Raw genomic sequence first — 12271 nt, forward strand, 5'->3', positions numbered from 1 at the left:
CTGAGGCACCACCGCCACCACCACCGAATGCAGCGCCTGCATCAGCACCTTTACCGTGCTGAATCAGAACAAATCCAATCAGCATAAGACAGGCAATAATATGAACTGTGAGAATAATCGCGTGCATGTGTTGTTAACCTAATTTTAAAACTGCGGCCTGACATATTTTAACAAACTCATCGGCATCAAGCGATCCACCGCCGACGAGCCCACCGTCAATGTCAGGTTGTAGAAACAATGGCGCAGCATTATTACCTTTTATGCTGCCTCCGTAAAGTATTCTTATATTTTCTGCTATTTCTTTATCGTGTTTTGCTACACGTTGACGCATAAAGCTATGTACGTCTTGCGCCCATTCTGGCGTGGCTGAGCGTCCTGTACCAATAGCCCATACAGGTTCATAGGCTAAGACGGTATGCGCTAAACCTTCAACGCCTTGATGCGCAATCACGGTGTCGAGTAATCGCAATACAACCTCTTCTGTGCGACCGACCGCATGCTCGTCTGGACTTTCACCAATACATATGATGGGGGTGATACCAGCCCTGACTGCCATTTCATATTTCTCAGCGATAATACGATCTAACAGACATTGGTCTAAATCTAACTCAGCATATAAACAACGTCTCTCTGAGTGCCCTATCAGCACATACTGGCAACCAAAATCAGCCAGCATACTTGCCGAAATTTCTCCGGTGTAAGCCCCTTTTTCAAATTGAGATAGATTTTGTGTACCCCACGCCAGGTCAGTTCCTGAAAGAGCTGACTGCACCTGGCCCAGATAAACGGCTGGAGGAAATAATGCGACTTCTATATCGGAGAATGTATCGGCTTTTGAAAGTATTCCCTCAAGTAGTGCTTTGTTACTCTCACTAGAGCCGTTCATTTTCCAGTTGCCAGCGACTAGTGGTTTTCGCACCTAAGACTCTCTCTGAATATAAAATGAAACATCAGACTACATACCCACCATGAATAATGCAATGTATGAAATATGACAAGGATTGTACTCGTTGATCCATCAGAGCCAACAGACATGGAAATTAATTTTTCAGTACCTGTTCAATTACCGATGCCAGTTCTTCTGCTAGTTGTTTAGTCAATGTCGCATCAATGCCTTCCACCATCACTCTGATCACAGGCTCCGTTCCCGATGCTCTGAGTAACACGCGTCCCTCATCACCCAACCTTTTCTCTACAGAAGTAATGGCATTGTTGATATCCGCATTACTGCTGATATCGATCATTTTATCTATCCTGACATTGATTAAATGCTGTGGATATTTTGTGACGACTGAGCGTAGATCATGCAGGCTATTATTGGTTTGCTGAATTTCGGCGACAACTTGAAGCGCTGCCACAATACCATCACCTGTCGAGGTTTTATCTAAACAAATAATATGGCCTGATGCTTCACCACCAAGCAGGCCGCCTACCTGTTGTAGTTTTTCCATCACATAGCGATCACCCACTTTGGCTCGGTGAAGTGACATATCAAATTTTGCCAAAGCATGTTCTAAGCCCAGGTTAGACATCTGCGTACCGACCACATCAGGCATACTCGCACCCATGCGTTGTCTTGCTCTGGCAATGATAAATAGGAGCTCATCACCATCAACAATTTCACCACGATGATCAACCATGATAATGCGATCACCATCGCCATCTAGTGCCAGCCCCAAATCTGCTTTGTTTTCCAGTACCGCTTGTTGTAATAGCCGAGGTTCAGTTGAGCCACAATTTAAATTGATATTAAAGCCATCAGGTTCAGCGCCCATAACAATGACATCAGCACCTAACTCTTTAAAGACATCTGGTGCAACGTGATAAGTAGCTCCATGAGCACAATCAACTACGATTTTGAGTCCATGCAGATCCACGCCACTTGGTATGGTGCTCTTACAAAACTCAATATATCGACCCGCTGCGTCACCAATCCGATGCGCTTTACCTAAGCGAGTCGAGTCAACTGTTTTTAACGGTTGCTCCAGCATGGCTTCAATTTCCAGCTCTATTGCATCAGGGAGTTTTGTACCTTGGGCAGAGAAAAACTTAATGCCGTTATCATGATAAGGATTATGGGAGGCGCTGATGACGATACCTGCTTGCGCATGGAAAGTACGCGTCAGGTAAGCGACGGCTGGTGTCGGCATAGGTCCTAATAAATATATATCAACACCAGCAGCCGATAAACCGGCTTGCAGGGCTGACTCAAACATATAACCTGAAATGCGGGTATCTTTACCAATAATGACGCGGCTATTACGATCTTTGGCCAGAACACGGCCAACCGCCCAACCTAGCTTTAATACAAAGTCTGGCGTAACAGCTCCAACACCGACACGACCACGGATTCCATCCGTACCAAAATAACGTCTTTGTTTAGTCAAAATCATCTACCTGCATTACAGCCTGACTTAGCTTTACGGCTTGATAGGTTTCTTTTACATCATGAGTTCTAATGAGCTTTGCCCCTAGCCATGTGGCAATCGAGGCCAGCGACAAACTTCCTGCCAATCGCTCATCAACCGATACTTTCAACATGTCCCCGATAATAGATTTACGGGAAACCCCGACGAGCACTGGATATGGTAAATCCGTCAGTACAGACAAGTGCTTCATTAATCGAAGATTGTGACGGGCACGTTTACCAAAACCAAACCCAGGATCAAGCATGATATGTTGTGCTTTGATACCTGCTTTTAGACAAGTATCTACACGTTCCAGTAAGAATGTTTTTACTTCTGTCACCACATCATCATAGTGTGGTTCTTGCTGCATAGTTTGAGGAGTACCCTGCATATGCATCAGGCAGACGGGGACTTTTAACTCAACTGCAGCTTCAAGTGCACCTTCCATGCGTAAGGCATTAACATCATTGATAAGACCTGCACCCGCTTTGACTGCTGCTGTCATCACGCCAGGCTTCATAGTATCAATGGAAATTGGGATATCGAATTCAGCACTTATCATTTCGATGACAGGCGCAACGCGTTCGATTTCTTCCTGCTCAGCCACGATATCTGAACCAGGTCGCGTGGACTCACCACCAATGTCCAAGATATCAGCACCGTCTGAAATTAACTTTTCAGCTTGTTTTAAAGCAGCATCACGATCAAAAAATTTGCCACCGTCAGAAAATGAATCTGGGGTGACATTAATGATGCCCATAATACGAGGAACGGACAAGTCCAAGGACTTGCCCGCACAGTCAAAAATCACGTGATAACTTCCTGATATTTAGTGTAACTGATCAGCTGGTTTGCCAGATGGTGTTTCAGACGAATCAGATTCAGTATCACCTGATGCTGGTGGCGGTGAAGAACGGTCAGTCCAGTCTTTAGGTTCACCCGGTTCACGGCCTTCCATGATGGCATCAATCTGATCACTATCGATGGTTTCATACTTCATCAATAGTTTTGACATGGTATGTAATTTATCCATGTTATCAATCAACAATTGTTTTGCACGCTCATAGTTACGATTGATGACACGTCTGACGTCTTCATCAATCTGTTTAGCTGTCAGATCAGACACGGCTTTATGTTGAGTAACACTTCGGCCCAAGAAGACTTCGCCTTCATCTTCACCATAAGACAAAGGCCCCATATTGTCAGACAAGCCCCATTTGGTAACCATGTTGTGAGCCAACTCTGTAGCCCGTTGAATATCGTTCGATGCACCAGTAGTTACTGCTTCTTCACCAAAAATAAGTTCTTCGGCTAAACGACCACCATACAGACTTGAGATTTGGCTTTCCAAAGTCTGCTTACTGTAACTGTACTTATCTTCCGTCGGTAAGAACATAGTCACACCAAGAGCCCTACCTCTCGGAATGATGCTGACTTTATAAACAGGATCATGTCCAGGCACTAAACGACCAATAATGGCATGGCCGGCTTCATGATAAGCCGTCAATTCTTTCTCTTTCTCGTTCATGACCATGGAGCGACGTTCTGCACCCATCATGATTTTATCTTTGGCGAGTTCGAGCTGTTCCATGCCAACCAGACGTTTGTTACCACGAGCAGCGAACAATGCCGCTTCGTTTACAAGGTTAGCTAAGTCAGCACCTGAAAAGCCGGGTGTACCACGAGCAATCACTCTTGCATCCACATCATCTGATGCTGGGACTTTTCGCAGGTGGACGTTAAGAATTTGCTCACGACCACGGATATCAGGGAGTGGTACGACAACTTGACGATCAAAACGACCTGGGCGTAATAGTGCAGGGTCAAGTACGTCAGGACGGTTCGTTGCAGCAATAACAATGACGCCTTCATTACCTTCAAAACCATCCATCTCGACCAATAACTGATTAAGCGTTTGTTCACGCTCATCATTACCACCGCCCATGCCCGCACCACGGTGACGACCAACAGCATCAATCTCATCAATAAAGATGATGCATGGGGCATGTTTTTTAGCTTGTTCGAACATATCACGAACACGCGAAGCACCAACACCAACAAACATTTCAACGAAGTCAGAGCCAGAGATAGAAAAGAATGGCACTTTGGCTTCACCAGCAATTGCTTTAGCCAGTAATGTTTTACCCGTACCAGGTGAACCCGCCATCAAAATACCGCGTGGGATCCGACCACCTAATTTTTGGAATTTGCTTGGGTCACGAAGAAAGTCGACAAGCTCGGCGACTTCTTCTTTGGCTTCTTCTACACCAGCCACATCTTTGAAGGTCACTTTGACTTGGTCTTCATTAAGCATGCGTGCTTTGCTTTTACCAAATGACATGGGGTTTTTACCACCACCACCTTGCATTTGTCGCATAAAGAATATCCAGACACCAATCAGCAACAGCATTGGGAACCAAGAAATAAAAATCTGCATAAGAAGACTGGTTTTTTCAGCAGGCTCTGCTTTTATCGTCACACCATTGTCTAGCAGATCACCAATCAAGCCTGGATCGTAGTCAGGACTGTAAGTTGTAAACTTACTGCCGTCAGTCAGTTCACCTGAAATGGTTCTGCCCTGTATATCGACTCTGGAGACTGCACCGTTTTTAACATTGCTGATAAAGCTGGAGTAGTCCATGCTGCCTGAATCGTTATTTTGCGGACCAAAATTATTAAAGACAGACATCAGCACTACGGCGATGACGACCCACAAAATAATATTTTTCATCATGTCATTCAATGTAAGGTACCTCTGGTTACCATTAAATGTTACTTGAGACCACGTCCCAATAAATAAACTTCACGACTTCTTGCTCTGGAAGCCCCCGGTTTACGGGTCACTACTTTCGTGAAATTGTCTCTCATTTCTTTCAAAAAAGCGTCAAATCCTTCGCCCTGAAATACTTTGACAAGAAAGCAACCGCTTTTACTTAAGTTGTTCAATGCAAAATCTAAAGCCAACTCAACCAAGTGCATACTTGAAGGCTGATCAATCGACCCTACTCCTGTCATATTGGGGGCCATATCTGATAATACAAGGTCTATTTGTCGGCCATCCAATACTTTATTCAGTTCATCCAGTACATCGTCCTCACGAAAGTCACCTTGAATAAAATGTACACCCGTCAGTGGCGTCATTTCTAAAATATCCAATGCGATGACTTTACCATTGTCGCCGACTTTACCTAAAGCATAATCAGACCAGCCACCTGGGGCTGAGCCCAAATCAACAACACTCATGCCAGGACGGATGAGCTTATCTTTATCATCAATTTCTTTTAGCTTAAACGTGGCGCGCGAACGATGACCTTCTTTCTGTGCCTGTTTGACATATTGATCATCAAAATGTTCTTTTAACCAGCTTTGACTTGATTTACTTCTTGCCATATCAGGACACTTGCTCTGCTTCTGCACGTTTATCGGTGGTTAACACTAACATTAAACCAAGCAAGCTCATCAGCATATACAGGCTTTCACTGAATTGATGTAATGTGTTAAATCGTTCACTAAGAACAGCATCTGCACGCCAGTCTAATAACTTTATTGATGTCATCTCTGGCTGAATAAATGCCAAAAAGATAAAACTCATAATAAGCATGGCTAAAATAAGCCAGCTGCGCCAATAACGATGAAATGTCTTCAGACCGAAAATAAACAGTCTACTCACTAATAATATACAAGCACTAATGAGGCTGATTATATTAACGGCATAAAACAATTTGCCGGCATAGTCACCGGCAATTGTTACATCTAAGTTGGCAAAGGCCATTGGAACAGCTAAATAACCTATTGACCATAACGCCCCTATCCATAGAGTCAGAAGTAGCCGTTCACCTGTATAGCCAGACAGCATGCTTATGCCTCGTAGCCTATCTCAACGATTTCATATTCAATGTTACCGCCGGGCGCTTGCACTGTCGCTACATCATCAATTTCTTTACCGATGAGAGCTCGAGCAATGGGTGACGAGACTGAAATACGATTTAACTTAATATCAGACTCATAATCACCCACGATTTGGTATTTCACTTCTTGGTCTGTATCGATATTCAATAACGTAACGGTAACGCCAAACACCACCCGACCTTCTTGGGGCAATGTTGCCGGGTCAATAATCTGTGCATTCGATAATACAGACTCAAGCTCTTGAATACGGCCTTCGATAAAACTTTGCTGTTCTTTTGCTGCATGGTATTCGGCATTTTCTTTTAAATCACCATGTGCACGGGCTTCTGATATGGCAGCAACGACTTCAGGTCTTGCTACCGTTTTCAGATGTTTCAATTCTTCTTTAAGTGCTTCAGCACCACGTGAAGTAATAGGTACAGCCATTAATTTAACTCTCCATGCAAAGATTGCAGTCTGTTAACAGAACCAACATCTTCACTATTTAATGCTTGAACAGTGGCCCTTGCCGCTGCCAATGTGGTTGTATAATTGACTTGATGCTGTAAGGCCGCGCGACGGATTTCTCTTGAATCCGCGACAGACTGACGACCTTCTGTGGTATTCACAATCAAGTCGATTTCATCATTTTTAATCATATCAACGATATGCGGTTGACCTTCTGCGACCTTGTTTACGGGTTCACATGACACACCAGCTTCTTCCAGCACACGCTGTGTACCTCTGGTGGCTAGTAAAGCAAAACCAAGTGACGACAGGTCTTTTGCAATTTGAATAACTGCTACCTTATCAGCCTCACGAACGCTGATAAAGGCTTTACCACCTGTCGGTAACACGACAGAGGCAGCTAACTGTGATTTTGCAAAGGCTTCACCAAACGTTCTGCCAACCCCCATGACTTCGCCTGTTGATTTCATCTCAGGCCCAAGGATCGGATCAACACCTTGGAATTTGATAAATGGGAATACCGCTTCTTTAACTGAATAGTAAGATGGAATCACTTCTTTAGTGACACCTTGATCAACTAGTGATCGGCCAGCCATTGCCCTAGCAGCAATTTTAGCGAGCGGTTCACCAATTGATTTCGATACATAAGGAACCGTTCTGGACGCACGTGGGTTGACCTCAAGAATGTATATTTGCTCACCCTTGATAGCAAACTGCGTGTTCATTAAGCCTTTTACACCCAGCTCTAAAGCCATTTGGCGTACTTGTTCACGAAGTTGATCTTGTGTTGCCTGACTTAAACTGTATGGAGGTAATGCACAAGCAGAGTCACCAGAGTGAACACCGGCCTGCTCAATATGTTCCATAATGCCACCAATCAGCACATCTTTACCGTCACAGATGGCATCCACATCAACTTCAATAGCGTCGTCAAGGAAACGGTCTAATAATACTGGTGATTCGTTCGATACTTTGACAGCATTTAACATGTAACGCTGTAACTCATCTTCGTTGTAAACAATTTCCATCGCACGTCCACCCAGAACATAAGACGGACGAACAACTAATGGATAACCAATTTCAGAAGCGAGTGACACTGCAGTATCAACAGAGTGTGCCAGTCTATTAGGTGGTTGCAGCAAGTTCAGTTTTTCAACCATTTGCTGAAAACGCTCGCGGTCTTCAGCATGATCAATAGCATCTGGCGAAGTACCAATAATAGGCACACCTGCCGCTTCAAGTGCACGCGCTAATTTTAGAGGTGTTTGACCACCGAACTGAACGATGACGCCTTTTGGCTTTTCTAACTCGACGATTTCTAAAACGTCTTCTAAGGTCAATGACTCAAAATATAAACGATCGGATGTGTCGTAATCAGTGGAAACCGTTTCGGGGTTACAGTTGACCATAATGGTTTCATAACCGTCTTCACGTAAGGCTAATGCAGCATGAACACAGCAATAGTCAAACTCAATCCCTTGACCGATACGGTTTGGACCACCACCCAAAATCATGATCTTGTCACGGTCACTTGGGTTGGCTTCACATTCCATATCATAGGTTGAATACATATACGCTGTGCCAGTGGCAAACTCAGCACCACAGGTATCAACACGTTTGTAGACAGGACGGACCTGCATCGCCTGACGGTATTCACGTACTTGTTTTTCAGTCTTCAGTAACAGTTTAGCCAGACGTGAATCAGAGAAACCTTTACGTTTCAGAACATACATTTCTTGCTGATCAATATCATTCAGCGAACGCTCTTTGAGTTGGTTTTCTAATGTCACCAATTCTTCGATCTGGATCAAGAACCATGGATCGATATGCGTTAGCTTTTGAATTTCGTCAAAACTAAAGCCATAACGGAAAGCATCTGCCACAAACCATAAACGGTCAGAACCTGGCAGACTCAACTCACGGCGTAATGTTTCCGCTGTGTTTTCTTCTGTCAGTTCAATGATTTCTGTCAAACCATCACGATCAATTTCCAGTCCACGTAGCGCTTTTTGTAATGATTCCTGGAAGTTACGGCCAATCGCCATCACCTCACCGACAGACTTCATCTGTGTGCTCAGACGGTTGTCGGCTTGAGGGAATTTTTCAAAGGTAAAACGCGGTACTTTTGTTACCACATAGTCAATTGTTGGCTCAAACGAGGCCGGCGTTGCATTACCTGTAATTTCGTTTTGCAATTCATCCAGCGTGTAACCCACTGCCAGTTTTGCAGCAACTTTTGCAATAGGGAAACCTGTTGCTTTAGAGGCCAGCGCAGAAGAACGTGATACACGAGGGTTCATCTCAATAATAATGAGGCGTCCTGTCTCGGGATTAACGGCAAACTGCACATTTGAACCACCGGTATCGACACCGATCTCACGCAGTACTGCCAGAGAGGCATTACGCATGATTTGATATTCTTTATCTGTCAGAGTTTGTGCTGGCGCAACCGTGATTGAGTCACCCGTATGCACGCCCATTGGATCCAGGTTTTCAATGGAGCAGATAATGATGGCGTTATCTTTACGATCACGCACCACTTCCATTTCATACTCTTTCCAACCAATGATGGATTCTTCAATCAGTAGCTCAGATGTAGGGCTGAGGTATAAACCGCGCTGACAGATTTCAATGAAATCTTGTTTATTGTATGCGATACCACCGCCACTGCCACCCATTGTAAAAGATGGACGAATAATCACTGGGAAGCCAAATTTTTCTTGAACTTTTATTGCTTCATCTAATGTGTGAGCAATATCAGACTGCGGCATATCCAGACCGATTTTACGCATCGCTTCACGGAATAAATCACGGTCTTCAGCTTTGTTAATCGCTTCACTGTCAGCGCCGATCATTTCAACACCAAATTGTTCTAAGATGCCGTGTTTTTCCAGATCTAATGCACAGTTCAATGCCGTCTGACCACCCATAGTAGGCAAGATAGCATCGGGGCGTTCCGCTTCAATGACTTTACTTACTGCTTGCCAGGTAACAGGCTCAATATAGGTTGCATCGGCCATATTGGGATCGGTCATTATCGTGGCTGGATTCGAGTTCACCAGAATCACACGGTAACCTTCTTCTCTCAGCGCTTTACACGCTTGTGCACCAGAATAATCGAACTCACAGGCTTGACCGATAACAATCGGTCCTGCACCCAGAATCAGAATACTTTGAATATCAGTACGTTTAGCCATCGTGTGTTATTTACCCGTTGCTTGTTCAAGTAGATCGATGAAGTGATCAAAAAGAGGAGCTGCGTCTTGCGGACCAGGACTTGCTTCTGGATGTCCCTGAAAGCTAAATGCAGGCTTGCTGACATGATGGATGCCTTGCAAGGTGCCGTCAAATAGGGACCTGTGCGTTGCTCTTAAGGTCTCTGGCAGCGTTTCTTCATCAACAGCAAAACCATGGTTCTGACTGGTAATCATCACCAATCCAGCCAGTGATTCTTGTACTGGATGGTTAGCACCATGATGACCAAATTTCATTTTGACTGTTTTGGCACCACAGGCCAGCCCAAGTAGTTGGTGACCAAGACAGATACCAAAGGTAGGGATATTTTTTTCCAGTAAGGTTTGAATAGCGCTGATGGCATAATCACAAGGTTCTGGATCGCCAGGTCCATTAGACAAAAACACGCCATCTGGATTCATCGCCAGAACGTCTTCTACAGGTGTCTGTGCAGGAACAACTGTCAGTTTGCAGCCACGTTCCACCAGCATTCTAAGAATATTCTTTTTCGCGCCATAGTCATAAGCGACCACATGGTATTTCGCTTCAACTGCTTTTGCTTGCCCATCAATATGCCAGCATCCCTCATCCCAAACATAGCTTTGTTTGGTGCTGACTTCTTTAGCCAGGTCTAGTCCTTTTAAGCCTTGAAAGTCTTTAGCCGCAGCAATAGCTGCTTCGACATCAATATCATCACCAGCAACGATGCAGCCTTTCATGGCACCTTTTTCACGAATCAAACGTGTGAGCGAGCGAGTATCAATACCTGCCAGGCCGACGATATTGTGTTTGACCAAGTACTCATCTAGTGCTTGTTCACTTCTCCAGCTACTAACAACCGGGGACAGCTCTCGAATAATGAGTCCACTTGCGTAAACATTGTCAGACTCTTCATCCTCCACATTCACACCCGTGTTGCCAATATGAGGATAAGTTAATGTGACTATTTGTCGACAATAAGAAGGATCAGTCAGGATTTCCTGATAGCCAGTCATTGACGTGTTAAACACCACTTCACCGACTGACTGGCCAATGGCTCCAATCGACTCGCCGTGATAAACCGTGCCGTCTTCAAGAGCAAGTAACGCACTCGTTCGCAAGGGAAACCTCCACCAGATAAAAATAATGGGGCTAACATGACGTTCTCCCCAGACAAAATCTTTGCAATTTTATCGCAAAACAGCAGGTCGAGTCCACGCTAAAAACGATTATCCCTCAGTGCTTGTGATAACTGTTTCAATTTGCTGAAAAGTAGTCTGCCTGTCAGACGTAGAGTTCTGGTCTGCGATGCGTATGCAGCGGCATATTCGAACGAACTTGTCGAAGGTACTCAATATCAATTCGACTCAATGTTAATCCCACTCTTTCAGGTGCACAGCAGAGGATGCTTCCCCATGGATCAATAATGACACTGCTGCCGTATGAAGTTCGATCACCATAATGATGTCCCCATTGATTCGGCGCAACGATATACACCTGATTTTCAATAGCCCGTGCAATTAATAGCGGTAACCAATGGTGTTTACCGGTATGAAGAAAAAAGGCGGCAGGCACGAAAATGATTTCAGCCCCTTTGTCAGAAAGTGAACGAAAGAGATCGGGGAAACGAAGATCATAACAAACGCTGAATCCGAGCCGACCTAGTTCGTGATCAATCACTACGGTTTTGTCCCCAGGTTTAATACCCGCAGATTCCATGTACCCCAAAGGCACTGCATCACACATATGGATTTTTCGATAACGAGCCTTTTCTTTGCCATCACGATCAATGAAAATGGAGGTATTGAATAACCGCCCACTATCTTCATCTGTCAGCTCGTAGACACTGCCCAGTAACAAGGCACAATGACTCTGTTTTGCAAGTTGGCTAAAGTGCGGCAATATCTCTGTTTCCAGTTTTTCTGCCACTTTATGCTTAGCTGAGTGATCCTTGCCGACATAGAGAAAGGTTTCAGGAAAGGCTAAAAGATTAAGCTTCCGTTCCGATGCCTCTGCGATCATGTTCTCAGAAAAAGCCAGGTTATATTCATAGCTTTCCGATGAATTCATTTGCACGATACCGACGTCTATTACCATCACATCACCTTACATTTTTTGTGCCTATTCCTGTTTGACGAAAATATAACAAAAAATCGTTCAATACAAACTCATACGCAACACATCAGAAAATCACTGGTGACATTAGCTATGCTTAGGTATATTGGGGTGTTTACTATGTAATCAATGAGGTCAGGCATGACGCAATCAATTATCACTAGTGGTTTCCCTAATCA

The 12271-nt window shown here is 44.4% G+C and carries 11 protein-coding genes; all 11 read right to left on the bottom strand.

Translation table 11 applies throughout. The features are described 5' to 3' along the window. Window positions 1-127, bottom strand: a 127-nt coding sequence (gene secG / locus B4K20_RS14560) for a preprotein translocase subunit SecG (protein ID WP_289283462.1), incomplete at its 3' end; no start/stop codon positions are given. A 6-nt stretch (window positions 128-133) separates the two neighbouring features. Continuing rightward, window positions 134-919, bottom strand: coding sequence for a triose-phosphate isomerase (gene tpiA, locus B4K20_RS14565; protein WP_289283455.1), 786 nt, complete (start codon window positions 917-919; stop codon window positions 134-136). Window positions 920-1040: 121 nt separating this feature from the next. After that, entirely contained in the window at window positions 1041-2387 is a 1347-nt protein-coding gene (gene glmM / locus B4K20_RS14570; protein ID WP_289283456.1) for a phosphoglucosamine mutase, read from the bottom strand. Then, window positions 2380-3168: a dihydropteroate synthase gene (gene folP, locus B4K20_RS14575; RefSeq protein WP_289283463.1), complete on the bottom strand. Its 789-nt coding sequence runs from the start codon at window positions 3166-3168 to the stop codon at window positions 2380-2382. The genes glmM and folP overlap by 8 nt, the downstream gene beginning before the upstream one ends. A gap of 69 nt (window positions 3169-3237) precedes the next feature. Beyond that, complete coding sequence (ftsH, locus tag B4K20_RS14580; protein ID WP_286304003.1) at window positions 3238-5142, bottom strand: ATP-dependent zinc metalloprotease FtsH; 1905 nt, start codon at window positions 5140-5142, stop codon at window positions 3238-3240. Window positions 5143-5180: 38 nt separating this feature from the next. Then, a complete protein-coding gene (gene rlmE, locus B4K20_RS14585; protein ID WP_289283457.1) occupies window positions 5181-5798 on the bottom strand; it encodes a 23S rRNA (uridine(2552)-2'-O)-methyltransferase RlmE in 618 nt (205 codons plus the stop codon). Between the two features lies 1 nt (window position 5799). Beyond that, complete coding sequence (locus tag B4K20_RS14590) at window positions 5800-6264, bottom strand: DUF4149 domain-containing protein (protein ID WP_286304001.1); 465 nt, start codon at window positions 6262-6264, stop codon at window positions 5800-5802. Between the two features lie 2 nt (window positions 6265-6266). Beyond that, window positions 6267-6743 carry a transcription elongation factor GreA gene (gene greA, locus B4K20_RS14595; protein WP_289243245.1) on the bottom strand — a complete coding sequence of 159 codons (477 nt, stop codon included), beginning with the start codon at window positions 6741-6743 and terminating at the stop codon, window positions 6267-6269. After that, entirely contained in the window at window positions 6743-9961 is a 3219-nt protein-coding gene (gene carB / locus B4K20_RS14600) for a carbamoyl-phosphate synthase large subunit (protein WP_289283458.1), read from the bottom strand. The genes greA and carB overlap by 1 nt, the downstream gene beginning before the upstream one ends. 6 nt (window positions 9962-9967) lie before the next feature. After that, a complete protein-coding gene (gene carA, locus B4K20_RS14605; protein WP_289283459.1) occupies window positions 9968-11098 on the bottom strand; it encodes a glutamine-hydrolyzing carbamoyl-phosphate synthase small subunit in 1131 nt (376 codons plus the stop codon). A 163-nt stretch (window positions 11099-11261) separates the two neighbouring features. Next, a complete protein-coding gene (locus B4K20_RS14610; protein ID WP_289283460.1) occupies window positions 11262-12074 on the bottom strand; it encodes a carbon-nitrogen hydrolase family protein in 813 nt (270 codons plus the stop codon). Window positions 12075-12271: the final 197 nt, after the last annotated feature.

The organism is Methylophaga sp. UBA5088, from assembly GCF_002414625.1.
Classification (GTDB): domain Bacteria; phylum Pseudomonadota; class Gammaproteobacteria; order Nitrosococcales; family Methylophagaceae; genus Methylophaga; species Methylophaga marina.

Excerpts from the sequence above, each read along its gene's own strand:
- folP (WP_289283463.1), bottom strand. The coding sequence starts at position 3,168 with ATGGGCATCATTAATGTCACCCCAGATTCATTTTCTGACGGTGGCAAA.
- ftsH (WP_286304003.1), bottom strand. The coding sequence starts at position 5,142 with ATGATGAAAAATATTATTTTGTGGGTCGTCATCGCCGTAGTGCTGATG.
- rlmE (WP_289283457.1), bottom strand. The coding sequence starts at position 5,798 with ATGGCAAGAAGTAAATCAAGTCAAAGCTGGTTAAAAGAACATTTTGAT.
- B4K20_RS14590 (WP_286304001.1), bottom strand. The coding sequence starts at position 6,264 with ATGCTGTCTGGCTATACAGGTGAACGGCTACTTCTGACTCTATGGATA.
- greA (WP_289243245.1), bottom strand. The coding sequence starts at position 6,743 with ATGGCTGTACCTATTACTTCACGTGGTGCTGAAGCACTTAAAGAAGAA.
- carB (WP_289283458.1), bottom strand. The coding sequence starts at position 9,961 with ATGGCTAAACGTACTGATATTCAAAGTATTCTGATTCTGGGTGCAGGA.
- B4K20_RS14610 (WP_289283460.1), bottom strand. The coding sequence starts at position 12,074 with ATGGTAATAGACGTCGGTATCGTGCAAATGAATTCATCGGAAAGCTAT.